The following is an 18,545-nucleotide window of genomic DNA, read 5'->3' as shown; positions in this document are numbered from 1 at the left end:
CCATTGGGGTGGTAGTCCGGTGCAGAATCGGGCTCATTTGCCGGAATAACCCCTGAAATGCACCGGACTACCCCTCCGGCAGCGGGGTGTTGAGGAACCAGCGATGCCCGAAGGGGTCGCGGAAGACGGCCACCCGGCCAGCGGGGGGCGAGTCCTCCGGGCCGCGATCGATGCGCACACCGGTGGCGACCACCCGCTCGCACACGGCGTCCACGTCGGCGACCTGCAGGTGGAGCGAGACCGGGGAGCCCCGCGTCGTGTCGGGCGCGGCGACGCCGGCCGCCTCGAACTCGTCGGCCATCATCCAGCGCGCCCCGTCGACGGCGAGCTCCACGTGGCCGACCCGGCCGTCCTCCATCCGGATCGGCGGGTAGACCACCTCGGCGCCGAGCGCGTCGACGTACCAGGTGATCGCGCGGTCGGCCCCCGCGACACAGAGGTACGGCGTCAGCTCGGTCATGCTGTCCACTTCACCACACAGGCGGCTTGCGGTGAACCCACGGCGTCGCTTCCTCGACCCGTGCGGACACCGCCAGCAGCAGTTCCTCCTCGGCCGGGCGCGCGGCCAGCATCACCCCCACGGGCAGCCCGTCGTCGGTCCAGTGCAGTGGCAGCGAGATGGCCGGCATGCCGGTGACGTTCCAGGCCGAGGTCCACGGCGTGAACGCCTTCTGTGCCTCGAAGTCGGCAGCCGGGTCGTTGTCGTCGCGCAGCGCGCCGACGGGCAGCGGCGGGGCGGCGAGGGTGGGCGTCAGCACCAGGTCGTACGGCGCCAGCGCGGCGAGCGCGCCCGCGGCCAACCGGCGCATCTCGCCGATGGCCAGGCCGAACTCCGGCCCCGAGACCGCGTGGCCGCGCTCGCTGAGCCAGCGGGTGAGCGGCCGGAGATCGCCCTCGCGGCCGGGCGGGGCGGCGGAGAGCGCCGTGAGCACGGCCCAGCAGATCTCGAAGACGGGCACCGCCTCCGGAGGGAGCGGGACCGGCACGTCCTCCACGTCGTGGCCCATCGACTCGAGCAGCCGCGAGGCGTCGTCCCACGCCTGCACGCACGCCGGGTCGACCGGGCTGTCGGCGATGACGGGGGTGATGAAGCGAGCGACCCGGAGACGCCCCGGGTCCCGGTCGCAGGCGGCGAGGAACGAGCCCGTGGGAGACGGTGCCCACGACGGGTCACCCACGCTACGGCCGGCGAGCACGTCGAGGAAGGCGGCCGCGTCGCGCACGGTGCGCGCGAGCGGTCCGGACACGCTCAGCCCCACCGGGTCGCCGTACATCGGGGCGTCGGACACGCGACCCCGTGTCGGCTTGAGGCCGACGAGGCCGCAGCACGAGGCCGGGATGCGGATCGAACCACCGCCGTCGGAGCCGTGGGCGACCGGCACCAGCCCGGCGGCCACCGCCGCGCCGGCGCCGCCCGAGGAGCCGCCCGCCATCCGGGTGGTGTCCCAGGGGGTGACGGCCGGCGGGGCGACGTCGGGCTCGGTGTAGCAGGGCGAGCCGAACTCCGGCGTGCTCGTCTTCCCCAGGCTCACCATCCCGGCGGCCTCGATGGCCAGCGTCACCGCGTCCGACGCCTCCGGCACGTAGTCGGCGAAGGACGCCGAGCCGAACGTGGTGCGCACACCCGCGGTCAGGTTCAGGTCCTTGATGGCGGTCGGCACGCCGAACAGCGGTCCGAGCCCTGGTGAGCCGTCGTCCGGGGACGGCAGCGCCCGAGCTCGCTCCAGGGCGAGCTCGGGCGTGCGGGTGATGAAGGCGCCCACGCGGTCGGCCCGGGCCAGGTAGTGCCCGGCCAGCTCGGCCGGCGACACCTCGCCACGTCGTACGGCATCGCCCTGCTCGAGCGCGGTCAGGTCATGGAGTTCGGCCACGGCCTGACGCTAGCGGGTGCCGCAGCGGGACCTCGCGTCAGGCAGCGACCGGCTCGGCGACCAGGGCGGAGAGGGCGCCGACCAGGGTGGCCACGATCTGCTCGTCGGCGAGGATGTCGCCCCCCAGCGCGGGCTGCGACACGACGATGTCGTCACGCACCGCGGCGCCCGCGATCCCGGCCGAGCGCCGGGCGTCGTCGTGCGACCACTTGCCGCCGTACGGCGTCGGCGTGGCACCGACCACGGCGAACTGCTTGCCGGTGATGGCCCCGACGCCGTACGGGCGGGAGAGCCAGTCGATCGCGTTGTTCAGCACGGCGGGCATCGTGCCGTTGTACTCCGGGGTGACGGCCAGGACGCGGTCGGCGCCGGCGACCAGCTCGCGCAGCGACTGGGCGGCGGCGGGCACCTCGTGACCGTCGAGCTCCTCGTTGTAGAACGGGATGTCACCGAGACCCTCGGCGATCTCCACGGTGACTCCGACAGGCGCCTGGGCGCGCAGCGTCTCGGCGATCCGACGGTTCAGGGAGTCGGCGCGCAGGCTGCCGACGAGGACGACGACACGGGTGTCGGACACGGTGGGCTCCTCAAGCTGGGTGATGGTCATGCTCGGAGTAACCGGACCGCGGTCCGTTTAATTCCACTGAGAGCGGAGAACGTTGCGCCCTAGGCTGGGCCGGTGCCCATCAACCTGCCGCTGGCCGACGAGCCCGCACCCGAGCGCGCCGACGCGGCGCGCAACCGGGAGGCTCTCCTCGCCGCGGCCCAGCGCCTGGTCGACCTCTGCGGCGTCGACCACGTCACCATGGATGCGGTGGCCGCCGAGGCCCGCGTCGGCAAGGGCACCGTCTTCCGGAGGTTCGAGAGCCGCGAGGGACTCATGGGCGCACTGCTCAACCGGTCGGAGATAGCGTGGCAGGCCGCGGTGCTCTCCGGCCCCCCACCCCTGGGCCCGGGAGCGGCGCCGATGGACCGGCTGCTGGCCTTCGGGCGCTCGCGCATCGAGCTCAACCTCACCCACGCACGGCTGATCCGGGCGGCCGGCAGGTCGGGCGCACGGGCGTACGCCGCGGTCTCGTTCACCGCGATGCACGTGCGACACCTCCTCGACCAGCTGGGCGTCCGCGGTGACATCCCGATGCTCGCCACGGCGCTGATCGCGCCGCTGGAGGTCACGATCCTGACCCAGCAGACCGAGATCGAGCATGTCTCCGTCGGCCGGATCCAGGCCGGCTGGGACGACCTCGTACGTCGCGTGGTCGGGGATGCCTGACCGGGGCGTCGGTCGCGCGCACGTGCTTCGCTACCGCGTACACGCGCAGGGCCTCGACGCGAAGCAGGCCCGCCCGGACGCGTCGGTCCTCGACCTCGGAGTGCAGGACACCGGGCCGGACGGCTCGGCCTGGGCACTCGAGCTGCGCCGCTGCTCGCTCCCGGCAGACGACCTGTTCCTCGCCTGGACCCTGCGCGGCGCGCCCCATGCCTACCGTCGGTCGGAGGCTGCGGGAGTCGCGGCCGCGACCTGGCCGTGGAGCGACACCGACGCCGCCAAGCGGATCTTCGACGCGGCCACCCCGCTGCGCACGGCGGGGATCGGCATCCTCGACGCACTGAGCACGGTGGCCGGCGAGATGCGCGATGTCGTCCGGTCCCCCACGGTGAAGGGCGAGCTGTCGGCGGCGCTGACGGAGCGGCTGGAGGCGCCGTACCTGCGCTACTGCCGGGCCTGCGAGGCGACACACACCTACGAGCAGCCCTTCCGGATCGCCGGGCTGCACGCCGGCCTGGAGCTCGAGGCCGGCACGTCTCCCCCGGTGCTGCGGCGCCTCCCCGGCTGGCGCGGCCCGGCGAAGAAGGTGCCCGCCCATCTCGACCCGGTGCGTGCGACGCTGCACCTGCTGGGGCCGGCCACGCCGAAGCTCGTCGCCGGCTACCTCGACACCACCGTGAGAGAGGTCGCCGCCCACTGGCCCGACGACGTCGTGCCCGTGATCGTGGACGGCCAGGAGCTGCAGGTGCTGGCCGCCGACGAGCCGGCCCTGCGGGACCCGCCGGCCGCCGAGGGCGTCCTGCTGCTCGGCCCGTTCGACCTGTTCCTGCAGGGTCGCGACCGCGAGCTCGTCGTCCCCGACCCGGCCGCCCGCAAGGACCTCTGGCGCACCCTCGGCCGGCCCGGTGCGATCCTCGACGGCCACGACCTGGTCGGGTCGTGGCGGCCGCGCACCTTCGGAGCCAGGCTCAAGATCGAGGTGCGGATGTGGTCGGGCGGTGAGCCGCCGTCCGGTCTGGCGGAGCAGGCCGAGCGACTGGCCGACTTCCGTGGGAAGACCTTCGCCGGGCTCGCATGACGTGCTCGCCCGCCGGATCCTCTCCGCCTCGCCTGCAGGGAATGCACGTCGGCCCGGCCACGACGAGGAGGTCGGCCACGATGTGACCTGACCGGGCGCCACGACTTCGTGGAGCGAGGCCGTCGGCCCACCAGGCGCTCGAAGGCCGGGTTCGCGGCGAGGATCGTGCCGTCCTGGGCCACGAACGCGGCCGACACCGAGTCGCTCTCGGCCAGGAAGCCGTCCAGGGCGTCGTTGCCCGGCTGGGGTCAGGGGCGACTGCCCAGGGTGCGGCCATATCTCAGCATGCGCCCCTCCCGAAGATCCCGCTGGCTCCTTGGAGGAGGGCCGCACCCCAGCCGCAGCCGGGCGTCGCACCCGAGACGTGCCTCCCGCGCTCGCTCAGCCGCCGTCGGCGGCCTGGCGACGCAGGCCGAACGTGAGGCCGTCGACCAGCGCGTCCCACGACGCCTCGATGACGTTGTGCCCGACTCCGACGGTGACCCAGGTCGACTCGCCGTCCGAGGTCTCGATGAGCACCCGGGTGATCGCGTCGGTGCCGTGACCCTGGTCGAGGATGCGCACCTTGTAGTCGATCAGCTCGAACTTCGCGACCTCGGGGAACGCCTGCCCGATCGCCTCGCGCAGGGCGGCGTCGAGGGCGTTGACCGGACCGTTCCCCTCGCCGGTGACGACGTAGCGCACGCCGGCGGCGCGCAGCTTGACCGTCGCCTCCGAGGCCGCCTCCTCGCCGGGGCGGGTCTCGGTGATGACGCGCCAGGACTCGACGTCGAAGTACGCCGGCCGCTCGCCCTCGACCTCCTCGACGAGCAGCAGCTCGAACGAGGCGTCCGCCGCCTCGAACGTGTAGCCGCGCTGCTCGAGCCGCTTGACCCGGTCGGTCACGCGGGTCACGAGCTCCCGGTCACCTGAGAGGTCGAAGCCCAGCTCCCTGCCCTTGAGCTCGATCGAGGCGCGGCCGGCCATGTCGGAGACCAGCAGCCTCATGTCGTTGCCCACGCCGACGGGATCCATGTGCTGGTAGAGATCGGGGTCGACCTTGATCGCGCTGGCATGCAGCCCGGCCTTGTGGGTGAAGGCCGACGTGCCGACGTACGGCTGTCGCGACGCCGGCGGGAAGTTGGTGACCTCGGCGACCGCGTGCGCGATGCGGGTGGCGTCGCGCAGCAGGCCCGCGGGCAGCACCCGCCGGTCGAGCTTGAGCTCGAGGTTGGCCACGACGCTGACCAGGTCGGCGTTCCCCGTGCGCTCGCCGTAGCCGTTGATGGTGCCCTGCACGTGCGTCGCGCCGGCGTCGACTGCGGCCAGCGTGTTGGCGACGGCACAGCCGGTGTCGTTGTGGCAGTGGATGCCGACGCGCACGCCCGTGGTGTCGACGACGTCGTGGACCACGTCGGCCACCCAGCCGGGGAGCATCCCGCCGTTGGTGTCGCACAGCGCGATGACCTCGGCGCCCGCGTCGTACGCCGTCCGCAGCACCTCGAGTGCGTAGTCGCGGTTGTCGCGGTAGCCGTCGAAGAAGTGCTCGGCGTCGAGGAAGACGGTCTGCCCCTCCGCGCGCAGGTGGCTCACGGTGTCGCGGACCATCGCGAGGTTCTCCTGCAGGGTGGTGCGCAGCGCGAGGTCGACGTGCCGGTCGTGCGACTTGGCGACCAGCGTCACGACGCTCGCCCCGCTCTCGCGCAGGGCCGCGATGCCCGGGTCGTCGGCTGCCTTGACGCCCGCGCGGCGGGTGGCGCCGAAGGCCGTCAGGCGCGCGTTGGCGAGGTCGAGCTCGGTGCGCGCGCGCCGGAAGAACTCGGTGTCCTTCGGGTTGGCCCCCGGCCAGCCGCCCTCGATGTAGCCGACCCCCAGCCCGTCGAGGTGGCGGGCGATCGAGAGCTTGTCGGCGACGGAGAGGTTGAGCCCCTCCTGCTGGGCGCCGTCTCGCAGCGTCGTGTCGTAGACGTGGAAGTCACCTTGCAGGTCCATGGTCGTTCTCTCGTGTCGGGCTGGCAGGGGGTGTGTCCGGGCAACAAAAAGACCTCCCGTGGAACGAGAGGTCGGCGCGACGGGGTGTCCCGTCGCGCTAGCGAATGATGATGCTGGTGGTGAGGGGGTGCTGCATGTCGCCCATGCTGCCAGAGAGCGGGGCGGCGTTGGGCCGGGTCTCGTGATCCGGTCCGACGAGTCAGCCCAGGAACGAGAACGGCGCACCCGAGGCCGGCGCCCAGGCGCTGCCCCGGCTGGCCGCAAGCGACGCGAGGCCGGCGGCGAGGGCGAGCACGACGGCGGTCGCGACGAGCCAGCTGACCGGTCGCGCAGCGATCGGGTGTACGACGCGGCGGAGCGGCCGGCGTACGCGCGAGCCACCCGGGCCGAACCACAGCCCGAACGCGAACGCGGCCCCGCACAGGCCCAGCGCCAGGGCGGGTGAGGTGCCGGCGGCGAAGCACAGCAAGGCGACCGAGGCCGCGATGCCTCCCGCCCAGAGCGACAGCAGGAGCGTGCCGGGCACGCCGGCCATGACGTGCCACGGCGTGGCGAGCACGGTCTGCGGGCCGTCGTACCACCTGGCGCCGCGGAGCCGGCGCCGGTCACCCGCCGCCGACGCGGCCAGCGAGGCACTGCGCACGACCCAGGTGAGAAGCAGGAGGGCCAGCAAGGACAGGTACGGCGCGAACGCCACCGCGCCACCGCCGACAGCGGCCAGCGCCGCGAGGACGACGAAGCGGCGCAGGCGCTCGGCGAGCGGGGGCCGGCCCTGCACGGGGACCGGGTCGTCGGCCAGCCAGGCCGTCCCGCCCTCGGGAGGCTCGTGCTCGGTCGGGGTGTCGATCCGGGCCGAGGCGGCGACGGCCAGGGGCAGGGTGAACGGGTCTGCCTCGACCAGCCGGAGGGGTTCGGTGACCGGCTCGACGATGTCGCGGCTGCGCGGGTCCTCGAACCACGACACCAGCGCCGGCAGCGTCGGCCGTCCTGCCGGGTCGGGGTCGAGAGCGGCGACGAGCACCTCGCGCAGCGGGTCGTCGAGGTGGGCGAGGTCGTGCTCGCCGCGGCGGACGCGGTCCATGATCGCCATCGAGGGTCCGCGCCCGAACGGCGCCCGGCCAAGCCCCGCGAACGCGACGGTCGCCGCCCACGAGTGCACGTCCGACGCCGTGGTCGCGTCGTCGCCGTACAGGATCTCGGGCGCCAGGTATCCCGGCGTGCCGAGCAGCCACCCGGTGTGGGTGATCCTCGGGTCGTCGGCGACGCGGGCGAGGCCGAAGTCGATGAGGATCGGGGTACGGCCCTCCATCAGCACGTTGGAGGGCTTGATGTCGCGGTGCAGCACGCCCACGGCGTGCACGGCGGTCAGTGCCTCCGCCAAGCAGCGGCCCAGCCAAGTGAGGTCCTGCCCGCGGATCGGCCCGGACTCGTGGATCTCGTCGTGGAGCGAGAGTCCCGGAACGTAGCGGGTGGCGACGTAGGGGATGTCGCCCCACGGGTCGGCGTCGACGATCTCCGCCACTCGCCTGCTGCGGATCCGCGAGAGCGAGCCGACCTCGCGGGCCAGCCGCGCGCGGGACTCGTCGTCGCCGATGATGTGCGGCCGCAGGACCTTGAGCGCGACCCGGTCGCCACCGGGACGCTGGGCCAGGTGGACGACACCCATGCCACCCTCCCCCAGCCGGGTGAGGAGCGTGTAGCCGCCGACCGTCAGGCCCGACGGTGGCGTCTGCGGACGCGGGGAGGTCGTCACGAGCCGAGATTACCCGCGCATGGCCTCTCCGGCGGTCACGCCGAGCGGTGCATCCAGCCGAAGGTGTCCTCGGAGCGCCCGAACTGCACGTCGACCAGGTTCTGGCGGATCTGCATCGTGATGTCGGTGGAGGCCGGCGCGGGCACGTCGCCCTCGGCGGACTGGAGCGTGCCGACCGGGGTCACCACCGCGGCGGTGCCGCAAGCGAAGATCTCGGTGATCGCGCCGCTCGTCACGCCGTCGCGCCACTCGTCGATGGAGAACTTCCGCTCCTCGACCTGATGGCCGAGCTTGCCTGCGAGCTCGATGATCGAGGCGCGGGTGATGCCCTCGAGGATGGTGCCGGTCTCAGGGGTGACGATGTGTCCGTCGTCGAAGACGAAGTACATGTTCATGCCGCCCAGCTCCTCGACGTACCGCCCCTCCTGGGCGTCGAGGAAGACCACCTGGTCGCAGCCGTGACTGGTCGCCTCCTGCTGGGCGACGAGCGAGCTGGCGTAGTTGCCGCCGGTCTTGGCCGCACCCATGCCGCCCCGGCCGGCGCGGGTGTAGTCGCGGGTCAGCCACAGGGACACGGGCGTCACGCCGCCCTTGAAGTAGGCGCCCGCCGGCGACGCGATCACCATGAATGTGACGTGCCGGGCCGGGCGCACGCCCAGGAACGCCTCGGAGGCGAACATGAACGGCCGCAGGTAGAGGCTCTTCTCCCCCGCGCTCTCCGGCACCCAGCGCCGGTCGACCTCGACGAGGGCGTCGACGGCCTGGACGAAGTCGTCGACCGGCAGCTCGGGCAGTGCCAGCCGGGCACTGGAGCGGACCATCCGCTTGGCGTTCTCCTCGGGGCGGAAGGTCCACACCGAGCCGTCGGCGTGCCGGTAGGCCTTCATCCCCTCGAAGGTCTCCTGCGCGTAGTGCAGCGCCGCGGTCGCCGGGTCGAGCGAGAGCGGGCCGTACGGCGTGATCCGGGCGTGGTGCCAGCCCTCGTCGGGGGTCCACTCGATCGTGACCATGTGGTCGGTGAAGTGCTGGCCGAAGCCCGGGTTGGCGAGGATCTCCGCGAGCCGGGAGTCGTCGACCGGTGCCGTCGCGAGAGTGGTGCTGATGTCCATGTGGGCCACGGTATCCAACCCTTCTGGGAGTGCGGTCATGGAGCGGACTTTTGATTGGCCGAAACCGCCCTCGAAGTGATAGCAAGGTGGTCTCATCGGGGAGGGCTGGATGTCGGGAACGACGGAGAAGTGGTCAGTGTCGGACGTGACAGCGATGCAGGCCGAGATCGAGCGTCTGCGCCGCGAGAATGCCGACCTCCAGACCCGTCTCGGCCACGGCGACCGGCACGCCGCGATGCTGATGGCCGAGGCTCAGGAGGTCGCCGACAGCCTCATCGAGGAGTCGGTGCACCGCGTCGAGCGGATGATCAAGAACGCGCGCGCCACCCCGCCCTACGACGGCATCGACGAGATCCTGCAATTGAGCAAGAAGGCGCACGAGCAGCTCTCCAGCGCGACCGCGACCCTGGGCCGGCTGATCGAGAAGATCGAGCACCCCATGCACTACACCGAGCCTCGGCCCGACCCGCTGACCGACCGGGTGCCGTTCCAGAGGTTCCGCTCAGCGCGCTGAGGCAGGTGTCCATGCGGTTGTTGGAACGTTCGCACAAAGGTGTTTGCGCGAACGTTCCAACAACGGCGTGATCTCTGGTGCGAACGTTCCAGCAACGCCCGTTGCGCGAACGTTCCAACAACGGCCAGGCCTTCCCCCAGGGATGCCCGAACGCATGGACCATCCGTGCGTGGTCCAGCCGCGAGACGCCCGAGAGCCTCGCTCAGCTGAGCCGGGCCGCGACCGCGTCGCCCACAGCCGTCGTCGTCCGCGACTCCCCGGGCACCCGCGCGGCCAGCTCGGCGATGACCGCCTCCTCGACCGCGGCCGCGGCGTCGGCGTACCCGAGGTGGTCGAGCAGGAGGGCGGCCGACAGGATCGCTGCCGTGGGGTCCGCCTTCTGCTGACCTGCGATGTCGGGCGCCGAGCCGTGCACGGGCTCGAACATCGACGGGGCCGTGCGGTCGGGGTTGATGTTCCCCGAGGCAGCGAGCCCGATGCCGCCGGTGATGGCCGCGGCGAGGTCGGTGACGATGTCGCCGAAGAGGTTGTCGGTGACGATCACGTCGAAGCGCGCCGGGTCGGTCGCCAGGAAGATCATCGCCGCGTCGACGTGCATGTAGTCGACGGTGACGCCGGGGAAGTCGGCGGCGACCTTCTGGGTCAGCCGCCACCAGAGCGAGCCGGCGTGCACGAGCACGTTGGTCTTGTGGACCACGGTGAGCTTGCGGCGCGGACGCCGGTCGGCCCGTGCGAAGGCGTCGCGCAGCACCCGCTCCACGCCGTACGCCGTGTTGACGCTGACCTCGGTGGCGATCTCGGCAGGCGTGCCGACCCGCAGGGCGCCGCCGTTGCCCGTGTAGGGCCCCTCGGTGCCCTCACGGACCACCACGAAGTCGACCTCGCCGGGATCGGCCAGCGGTGAACTGGCCCCCGGGAAGATCCGGCTCGGTCGCAGGTTGACGTAGTGGTCGAGCTCGAAGCGCAGCCGCAGCAGCAGCCCGCGCTCCAGCAGTCCGGGCGGCAGGTTCGGGTCGTTCGGCTTCCCCCCGACGGCACCGAGCAGGATGGCGTCGTGCTCGCGGATCTCACCGAGCACGGAGTCGGGCAGCACCTCGCCTGTCGCGAGGTAGTGCTCGGCGCCCAGGTCGTAGCGGTTGGCCTCGACCTTGGCCGGCGCCACCGCCTCGAGCACCTTGAGGGCCTCAGCGGTGACCTCCGGCCCGATGCCGTCTCCGGCGATGACGGCGAGCCGGATGCTGGGTGCTGGGTCCGTGGGGCCCTGTGGTGTGCTCATGGACGGCGAGGCTAGTTGTCCTCGGGCGCCTGGCCGCCGTTGTCTCGCAGGTCAAGAGCAGCCTGGACGGCGCGGGTCGCTGCCTCGGCGCTGTAGGGGTTCTCGGGGCTGTGGCTGGCCGGTCCCCAGTCGGGGTACATGTCGTACATGGGAGTTCCTCGGAATCGCTCGGCGGGAGTCTGGAAGAGATCCGGGACCGCAACGCCGAACACCGCGGCGAGGTGGCCCCGGTGACAGCTCAGATCTGTCAGGCCTCGCCGCGGCAGCCGATAAGTACGAACACGCTCCGCATGATGGGTAGAACGCTACGCCGAGCCGACCCGGCCGTGCAGACAGATTCCCGAACCGGTCATATGTCGAGACACTCGTACCAAGATGAAAGACTCACCTCATGAGTGCTCCCCCTGAGCTGCCGGAGATCGTCGGCCGCGCGTTCGATGTCTGTCGCAAGGCGGGCTACGTGTCGTTCTGCCGCAACGAGACAGGCCGGCTGCTGGCCACCCTGGCCGCGACCCGGGGCGGCACGATGGCCGAGTTCGGCACCGGCTGCGGCGTCGGCACGGCCTGGCTGCGCTCCGGCGTCCGCGACGACGCGCGCATCGTCACCGCCGAGCTCGATCCGAGGCTGGCGACCGCGGCGGCCGAGATCTTCCAGAACGACCCCTCGGTCGACGTCCTCGCCGCCGACTGGTCGACGCTGCGCGACCAGGGGCCCTTCTCGCTGCTCTTCCTCGACTCCGGCGAACCCGACAGCGTCCAGGTGGACGTCGTCGCCGACCTCGTCGAGCCCGGCGGCCTGGTCGTGCTCGACGACTTCACCCCGTGCGAGATCTGGCCCCCGATCCACCGCGGCCGGGTCGACACCCTGCGCGAGGGCTGGCTGACCGACGAGCGGTTCACCGCGGTCGAGGTGATGGTCGCCTCCGACGCGGCCGCGATCATCGCCACCCGTCGCTAGCCACCTTCAGCTGGCGATCGGCCGGTCGACGTCGGGGTCCAGCACGCGCTCGTCGCCGGCGCCGATGTCGACCGTGCACCACGGCAGCATCGTGTGCACGAGCGGACCGATGGCCAGCGCGTAGACGACCGTGCCCAGCCCTACGGCTCCGCCGAGCAGCCAGCCGACGCTGAGCACGATCAGCTCCAGCGACGTGCGCACCAGCCGGACCGAGAGTCCCGTCCGACGTACCAGCCCGGTCATCAGCCCGTCTCGGGGTCCGGGGCCGAGCTGGGAGCCGATGTAGAGGGCGCCCGCCAGCCCGTTGAGCGCGACGCCGCCGAGCACCATGGCCAGCCGCGGCGCGAGCGCGTCGGGCGGCGTGATCAGCGCCAGCGACGCGTCGGTCGCCACGCCGATGACCACCGCGTTGGCGACGGTGCCGAGTCCGGGCATCTGCCGCAGCGGGATCCACAGGAGCAGCACGCCCAGGCCGACGACGATGACGATGGTCCCGAAGCTCCACCCGGTCTGCTCGACGAGCCCGGCGTGCAGGACGTCCCAGGGGTCGAGGCCGAGAGTGGCCTCGATCATCATGGCCATCGAGAACCCGTAGAGCAGCAGGCCGATCATCAGCTGCACCAGCCGTCGCGGGAGGCGCGGTGCCCGCAGCTGCTCGAGCGGGGTCAACTGGGCCAACGGAGTACGAGTCACGAGAATATTGTGGCCATCATTGGCCTTGGAATGAATAGCCAATCCTGGGATAGTGGCCTGCATGACCGCCGCGATCAGCTCTCAGCGCGTCGCCACTCTCGTCGGCGACTTCGACCGCTCCCCCGCGTACGCCGGACTGGCGGAGTCCCTGCGCCTGCTCATCGGCGACGGCCGGATCGCCCTGGGCACCAGGCTGCCCAGCGAGCGCGAGCTCACGGGCGCCCTCGCGGTCTCCCGCACCACCGTCACCCGGGCCTACGCCGCCCTGCGCGAGGTCGGCTATGCCGAGGCTCGGGTCGGTGCCGGCACGTTCACCCGCGTCCCGAGCGGCCGGACGCGCGCCCTCGACAGGACCCTGTTCCCCCGACCCGGTGACGCCGCAGCCATCGACCTGAGCTGCGCGGCCACCTCCGCCCCGGCGGGCGTCGGAGCGGCGTACGCCGCCGCAGCGGCAGAGCTGCCGGCGTACCTCTCCGGGCCGGGCTACTACGTGGCCGGCGTGCCCGAGCTCCAGCAGGCCATCGCCGAGACGTACGACGAGCGCGGGCTGCCCACCGACCCCGACCAGATCCTCGTGACGCCCGGCGCCCTGAGCGCCGCCTCCATCGTCGCGCAGGCGTTCACCGGGCCGGGAGACCGGGCGCTCGTGGAGTCGCCGTGCTATCCCAACGCGGTCGCCGCGATCCGGCACAGTGGAGCCCGGGTCGTGCCGTCACCTGTGGACCCGAGCGGCTGGGACCTCGACGCCACCGGCGCCGTGCTGCGGCAGACGTCACCGCGGCTCGCCTACCTGATCCCGGACTTCCAGAACCCCACCGGGCACCTGATGAGCGACGAGCAGCGGTCCACGCTGGCGCGGCACCTCGCCCGCACCCACACGATCGCCGTGGTCGACGAGGCCCACCAGGCGCTCTCGTTGGAGGGCCAGGAGATGCCGCTGCCCCTGGCGCACCACGCCCCCGGCGCGATCACCATCGGCAGTGCCAGCAAGACGTTCTGGGGTGGCCTGCGGCTGGGCTGGCTGCGGGCCCCGCACGAGCACGTCGAACGGCTCATCGAGGCCAGGCTCGGCCTCGATCTCGGCTCGCCGGTGCTGGAGCAGCTGGTGCTGGGCCGGCTGCTCGCAGATCGCTCGGCCGTCGTCGACGAGCACCGTGCCCAGCTGCGCGACCAGCGTGACGCGCTGGTCGCGGCGCTGCGCCGCGAGCTGCCCGAGTGGTCGTTCCACCTGCCGACCGGAGGGCTGGCGCTGTGGTGCCAGCTGCCCCGGTCGGGCGGCACCGACCTCGCCGTCGAGGCCGAGCGGCACGGCGTGATCGTCGCGCCGGGCCCGGTGTTCGCCGCCGAGGGCGGCCTCGACCGGTTCGTCCGGATCCCCTGGACCCGCCCCGCCGACGAGCTCGAGGAGGCGGTCCGCCGGTTGGCGGTCGCCTGGGAGATCGTGGTTTCCCACGCCGGCAGCGAGCCGGGCTCGCGCCGGGGCCGGGTGATGGTGGCCTGACCCCGGGTCAGGCCAGGTTGACCGCGCGCACCTTCACGGCGTCGATGGCGCTCTCGATGTCGGCCAGCGTCTCCGTCGGGATCGCCGAGTCGACCGACAGCGCCACCAGGGCGGAGCCGCCCTTGGCGTCCCGGGCGACCTGCATGCCCGCGATGTTGACGCCGGCGTCGCCGAGGATGCCGCCGACGGTGCCGACCATGCCCGGGCGGTCCTCGTAGTTGAAGAACGCCAGGTGGTCGGTGGGCTCGATGTCGACGTCGAAGCCGTTGACCTCGACCAGCCGCTCGCGCTGCCCGAGGCCCACGAGCGTGCCGCTGACCGACACCTGCGACCCGTCGGCGAGGGTGCCGCGGATGGTGATCAGGTTGCGGTGGTCGGGGCTCTCGGGGTCGGCGATGAGCCGCACCGACGTACCCCGCTCGGCGGCGAGCAGCGGCGCGTTGACGTAGGAGACCTGGTCCTCGACGACGTCGGTGAAGACGCCCTTGAGGGCGGCCAGTTCCAGCACCTTGACGTCGAACTCCGTGATCTCGCCGCGCACCTCCACGTCGATCTGCTGGGCGACCTCGCCGGCCAGGGCGGTGAAGACCCGGCCGAGCTTCTCGGTGAGCGGGATGCCGGGACGGACGTCCTCGGCGATGACGCCACCCTGGACGTTGACGGCGTCGGGCACGAGCTCACCGGAGAGCGCGAGTCGGACCGAGCGGGCGACGGCGATGCCGGCCTTCTCCTGCGCCTCGTCGGTCGACGCGCCGAGGTGCGGCGTGGCCACGACGTTCTCGAGCTCGAAGAGCGGGCTGTCGGTGCAGGGCTCCTTGGCGAAGACGTCGAGGCCGGCGGCGGCGATGCGGCCGGTCTTGAGGGCGTCGTACAGCGCGGCCTCGTCGACGATGCCGCCGCGGGCCGCGTTCACGAGCACCAGCTGCGGCCGGGCCTTGGCGAGCTCGTCGGCGCCGATGAGGCCGACGGTCTCGGGGGTCTTCGGCAGGTGGACGCTCATGAAGTCGGCCTCGGCGAGCAGGGTGTCGAGGTCGACGAGGCGCACGCCCATCTGTGCGGCCCGGCCGGCCTGCACATAGGGGTCGTAGGCGATGACCTTCATGCCGAACGCGCTCAGCCGCTGCGCGACGAGTACGCCGATCCGGCCGAGCCCGACGATGCCGACCGTCTTCTCGTAGAGCTCGATGCCGGTGTAGCGGGAGCGCTTCCACTCGCCGTTCTTGAGGGCGGCGTGCGCCGGGCTCACGTGGCGGGCGGCGGCGAGCATCAGCGCGACGGCGAGCTCGGCGGCCGAGACGATGTTGGAGGTCGGCGCGTTGACGACCATCACGCCGCTCTGGGTGGCGGCCTTCACGTCGACGTTGTCGAGGCCCACGCCGGCCCGGGCGACGACCTTGAGCCGCTTCGCCGCGGCCAGTGCCTCCGCGTCGACCTTGGTGGCGGAGCGCACCAAGATGGCGTCGGCGTCAGCGATGGCCGGCAGCAGCTCAGCGCGGTCGGCTCCGTTGCAGTGCCGAATCTCGAAGTCGGGGCCGAGCGCGTCGACGGTGGCGGGGCTGAGCTCCTCGGCGATGAGCACGACGGGCTTGCCAGAGTTGGGTGCAGTCACAGCGATCCTCAGGACAGGTATGGGAAACGGTCGAGGTGCACCACGCTGTGCGTGATCAGCCTACCCCTGCCGCGCCGGTCGGCCCGAGCCGGTCTCAGGGACCGGTTCGTCCCAGGCCTCCTGGCGGGCGACCGTCCCGCGCCTGGCGACATAGGTCACCACGAAGCCGATGAGCAGCGCGAGCAGCACGCCGAGGTTGGCGAAGGCCCAGTCGCCCTCCTTGCCGCCGAGGCCGAGCGGGCCCAGCAGGTAGCCCTGCCAGTTGTTCCACGAGGCGTCGTCCGGGAACGTGTTGATCACCAGCCCCCAGCCGACCACCGAGGCGCCGACCATCGTGCCGATCGAGACCCAGTCGAAGGCGCCGTACCGGCCCGCGGGGTCGAAGAGCGCCGCGTCGTCGTAGTCGCGCCGCCGCAGCGCGATGTCGGCGATCATCACCCCTGCCCACGCGGCGAGCGGGACGCCGAGGGTGATGAGGAAGCTCTGGAAGGGCGCGATGAAGGTGTCGGCGAAGAACACGACGTAGATCGTGCCCAGGGTCAGCAGCACCCCGTCGATGAACGCCGCGTGCGGCCGCGCCAGGCGTACGCCGAGCGAGAGCAGCGTCAGTCCGGAGGAGTAGATCCCGAGGACCGCGCCGCTCACCAGCGCGAGGATGGCCGCGAGCAGGAAGGGCACCAGGACCCAGGTGGGCAGCAGGGTGGCGAGCGTCCCGATCGGGTCGACCGCGATCCCGTCGAGGACCTCCTGCGACGAGCCCGCCAGGGCCAGGCCGAAGACCACGAGGATCACCGGGGCGAGCGCGCCACCGAAGGTGTTCCAGCCGACGATCGATGCGCTGGAGGCGCTGCGGGACTGGTAGCGCGACCAGTCGGCGGCGATGTTGATCCAGCCCAGGCCGAAGCCGGTCATCACCATGACCAGCGCGCCCACCACCGCCTGGTTGGAGCCGCCCGGGATGTCCTGCACCGCCGACCAGTCGATGTCGCCGATCGTCATCGCCATGTAGAGCACCGAGACGACGCCGGTGATCCACGTCAGCACCGACTGCATGCGCATGATGATGTGGTAGCCCGCGACGCTGGCGCTGACGATCAGCGCCGCGACGACGGCGGTCGCGACCACCTTGGTGCCGGTGCCACCGCCCCAGCCGAGCCGGTCGAAGATCGTCGCGGTGGCGAGCACGGCGAGGATGGACAGGAAGGTCTCCCAGCCGATCGAGACCAGCCACGAGATGACGCCGGGCACCTTCTGCCCGGTGACCCCGAAGGCCGCCCGGCTGAGCACCATCGTCGGCGCCGAGCCGCGCTTCCCCGCGATCGCGATCACCCCGCAGAGCAGGAACGACACCACGATCCCGACGACGCTCACGAGAACGCCCTGCCAGAAGGAGATCCCGAAGTACAGGACGAATGCCGCGTAGCTGAGCCCGAAGACGCTCACGTTCGCCGCGAACCACGGCCAGAACAGGTCACTGGGCCTTGCCGTCCGGGCGGCCTCGTCGATGATCTCGATCCCGGTCCGCTCGACCCCGAGGCGGCGGGTCTCGTCCAGCGTGTGATCACTCATGCGCTCATCGTCGCGCACGCGGCCTCTCGTCCGGTAGCGGCCCGGCGCGAGTCGGCAGGTCGGTACGGCGACCGATTCACGCGAACAGCGACTGGCCGACGTACTCCCCCGGCCGCGCGCCCGGCGGCACCGCGAAGATCGCCGAGGACGTGAACTTGAGGTACTCCATCAGCGCGTCCTGCTCGGCCATCGCGAGCTGGGCGGGGATGAAGTGGGTGCGCGGGTCGCGGACGTAGGCGATGAAGAAGAGCCCGGCGTCGAGGCCGCCCAGCGGGTCGCTGCCGTCGACGAAGTTGTAGCCGCGGCGCAGCATCCGCGCGCCGTCGTTGGCGTCGGGGTGCACGATCCGCACGTGCGCGTCGACCGGGATGATCGGCTGATCGTTGCTGCCGCCCATCTCGAAGTCGGGCTCGGTGAACTCCTTGCCGCCCGACAGCGGCGCGCCCTCGCCCTTGGTGCGGCCGACGAACATCTCCTGGTCGCCGAGCGGCTGGCGGTCCCAGGTCTCGATGCGCATGTTGATGCGGCGCGCCACGAGGTAGGAGCCGCCGGCGAGCCAGGCCTGGTCGTCGCTGTCGCTCACCCACACGTGCGCGTCGAGGGCGGCCTCCTCCTCTGCCTTCACGTTGGCTGTGCCGCCCTTGAAGCCGAAGAGGTTGCGCGGCGTCGACTGCGACGTCGAGGTCGTGGAGGTGCGCCCGAAGCCGAGCTGCGACCACCGCACACTGACGGTGCCGAAGCCGAGGCGGGCCAGGTTGCGGATCGCATGGACGGCGACCTGCGGGTCGTCGGCGCACGCCTGGACGCAGAGGTCGCCCCGCGACCGCGCCTCGTCGATCGCGTCGGCCGGGAAGTGCGGCAGCTCCTCGAGGGCCTCGGGTCGCCGGTCGGCGAGGCCGAAGCGGTCCAAGCCGTCGGCGTCGCGGAAGAGCGAGGGCCCGAACCCGAAGGTGATCGTCAGCCCGCTCGCCGGCAGGCCGATCGCCTCGCCGGTGTCGTCGGGAGGCAGGTTGGTCACCCCCTCGACCGGCCCGATCTCCCCCGCCGGCTCGCCCCGGGTCATCCGCTCGGCCGCGTCGGTCCAGGCCCGCAGCAGGGCCACCAGGTCGTCGCGGTCGGCCGTGGCGAGCACGTCGAAGGCAGCGAAGTGGAGCCGGTCCTGCGCGGGAGTGACGATGCCCGCCTGGTGCGCACCACGGAAGGCGTACGACGCGGCACGCGATGCCGCGTGCGCCTCGTCGCCGGACGTCAGCCTGCCGGCGGCGAAGGCGACCGCCCCAGTGGCGGCCCCGGCCGCGGCGACGCCGCCGCCGAGGAGCCGCCGCCGCGACACCCGGGGCGGGCTCGGCTGTGGGACAGGCTCGGTCATCTCA

General features: G+C 72.2%; 17 protein-coding genes. 5 read left to right on the top strand and 12 right to left on the bottom strand.

The genetic code is table 11. From position 1 onward, the window contains the following. Positions 1-67: 67 nt before the first annotated feature. From ACP7BP_RS07520 to ACP7BP_RS07510, 3 genes are read right to left on the bottom strand one after another with little or no spacing between them, the layout of a single operon-like run. The gene (locus ACP7BP_RS07520) at positions 68-460 is read right to left on the bottom strand and encodes a VOC family protein (RefSeq protein WP_426243952.1); all 393 of its coding nucleotides are present in this window, start codon (positions 458-460) and stop codon (positions 68-70) included. Positions 461-470: 10 nt separating this feature from the next. Continuing rightward, positions 471-1,871, bottom strand: a complete 1,401-nt coding sequence (locus tag ACP7BP_RS07515; protein ID WP_426243951.1) for an amidase — start codon at positions 1,869-1,871, stop codon at positions 471-473. Between the two features lie 37 nt (positions 1,872-1,908). Further along, complete coding sequence (locus ACP7BP_RS07510) at positions 1,909-2,448, bottom strand: NADPH-dependent FMN reductase (protein ID WP_426243950.1); 540 nt, start codon at positions 2,446-2,448, stop codon at positions 1,909-1,911. A 102-nt stretch (positions 2,449-2,550) separates the two neighbouring features. Between ACP7BP_RS07510 and ACP7BP_RS07505 the strand changes: the two genes are divergently transcribed. Both ACP7BP_RS07505 and ACP7BP_RS07500 read left to right on the top strand, forming a co-directional pair. After that, on the top strand, positions 2,551-3,144 hold the full coding sequence (locus ACP7BP_RS07505; protein ID WP_426243949.1) for a TetR/AcrR family transcriptional regulator: 594 nt from the start codon (positions 2,551-2,553) through the stop codon (positions 3,142-3,144). Next, a complete protein-coding gene (locus ACP7BP_RS07500; protein ID WP_426243948.1) occupies positions 3,137-4,219 on the top strand; it encodes a DNA glycosylase AlkZ-like family protein in 1,083 nt (360 codons plus the stop codon). The genes ACP7BP_RS07505 and ACP7BP_RS07500 overlap by 8 nt, the downstream gene beginning before the upstream one ends. Positions 4,220-4,600: 381 nt before the next feature. Here ACP7BP_RS07500 and cimA read toward each other — a convergent pair whose 3' ends face one another. The 3 genes from cimA to ACP7BP_RS07485 form a co-directional block, all read right to left on the bottom strand. After that, positions 4,601-6,190, bottom strand: coding sequence for a citramalate synthase (gene cimA, locus ACP7BP_RS07495; RefSeq protein WP_426243947.1), 1,590 nt, complete (start codon positions 6,188-6,190; stop codon positions 4,601-4,603). Positions 6,191-6,389: 199 nt separating this feature from the next. Beyond that, a complete protein-coding gene (locus ACP7BP_RS07490) occupies positions 6,390-7,943 on the bottom strand; it encodes a serine/threonine-protein kinase (protein WP_426243946.1) in 1,554 nt (517 codons plus the stop codon). Between the two features lie 35 nt (positions 7,944-7,978). Then, entirely contained in the window at positions 7,979-9,052 is a 1,074-nt protein-coding gene (locus ACP7BP_RS07485; protein WP_426243945.1) for a branched-chain amino acid aminotransferase, read from the bottom strand. Positions 9,053-9,188: 136 nt separating this feature from the next. On the opposite strand from ACP7BP_RS07485, the gene ACP7BP_RS07480 reads away from it, so the two are divergent. After that, entirely contained in the window at positions 9,189-9,566 is a 378-nt protein-coding gene (locus tag ACP7BP_RS07480; RefSeq protein WP_426243944.1) for a hypothetical protein, read from the top strand. A 202-nt stretch (positions 9,567-9,768) separates the two neighbouring features. Here ACP7BP_RS07480 and ACP7BP_RS07475 read toward each other — a convergent pair whose 3' ends face one another. After that, a complete protein-coding gene (locus ACP7BP_RS07475) occupies positions 9,769-10,842 on the bottom strand; it encodes a 3-isopropylmalate dehydrogenase (RefSeq protein ID WP_426243943.1) in 1,074 nt (357 codons plus the stop codon). 11 nt (positions 10,843-10,853) lie between these two features. After that, positions 10,854-10,991, bottom strand: a complete 138-nt coding sequence (locus ACP7BP_RS07470) for a hypothetical protein (protein WP_426243942.1) — start codon at positions 10,989-10,991, stop codon at positions 10,854-10,856. Between the two features lie 242 nt (positions 10,992-11,233). Between ACP7BP_RS07470 and ACP7BP_RS07465 the strand changes: the two genes are divergently transcribed. Continuing rightward, the gene (locus ACP7BP_RS07465; RefSeq protein ID WP_426243941.1) at positions 11,234-11,800 is read left to right on the top strand and encodes an O-methyltransferase; all 567 of its coding nucleotides are present in this window, start codon (positions 11,234-11,236) and stop codon (positions 11,798-11,800) included. 6 nt (positions 11,801-11,806) lie between these two features. Here the strand turns inward: ACP7BP_RS07465 and ACP7BP_RS07460 are convergent, their stop codons facing one another. Continuing rightward, positions 11,807-12,493 carry a YczE/YyaS/YitT family protein gene (locus ACP7BP_RS07460; protein WP_426243940.1) on the bottom strand — a complete coding sequence of 229 codons (687 nt, stop codon included), beginning with the start codon at positions 12,491-12,493 and terminating at the stop codon, positions 11,807-11,809. A gap of 61 nt (positions 12,494-12,554) precedes the next feature. Here ACP7BP_RS07460 and ACP7BP_RS07455 point away from each other — a divergent pair, with 61 nt between their 5' ends. Continuing rightward, entirely contained in the window at positions 12,555-13,994 is a 1,440-nt protein-coding gene (locus ACP7BP_RS07455; RefSeq protein WP_426243939.1) for a PLP-dependent aminotransferase family protein, read from the top strand. A 7-nt stretch (positions 13,995-14,001) separates the two neighbouring features. Here ACP7BP_RS07455 and serA read toward each other — a convergent pair whose 3' ends face one another. The 3 genes from serA to efeB all read right to left on the bottom strand — a co-directional run bounded on the left by serA (position 14,002) and on the right by efeB (position 18,541). Beyond that, entirely contained in the window at positions 14,002-15,603 is a 1,602-nt protein-coding gene (serA, locus tag ACP7BP_RS07450; protein WP_426243938.1) for a phosphoglycerate dehydrogenase, read from the bottom strand. Between the two features lie 60 nt (positions 15,604-15,663). Continuing rightward, positions 15,664-17,172, bottom strand: coding sequence for a purine-cytosine permease family protein (locus tag ACP7BP_RS07445; protein ID WP_426243937.1), 1,509 nt, complete (start codon positions 17,170-17,172; stop codon positions 15,664-15,666). A 76-nt stretch (positions 17,173-17,248) separates the two neighbouring features. Next, positions 17,249-18,541 (bottom strand): iron uptake transporter deferrochelatase/peroxidase subunit, encoded by a 1,293-nt coding sequence (efeB, locus tag ACP7BP_RS07440; protein ID WP_426243936.1) that lies wholly within the window; start codon positions 18,539-18,541, stop codon positions 17,249-17,251. Between the last annotated feature and the right edge of the window lie 4 nt (positions 18,542-18,545).

The organism is Nocardioides sp. LHG3406-4 (assembly GCF_049897745.1).
Taxonomy (GTDB): Bacteria; Actinomycetota; Actinomycetes; order Propionibacteriales; family Nocardioidaceae; genus Nocardioides.
Note: the sequence above shows the minus strand (reverse complement) of the source record. Positions and strands in the feature narration are given on the sequence as shown.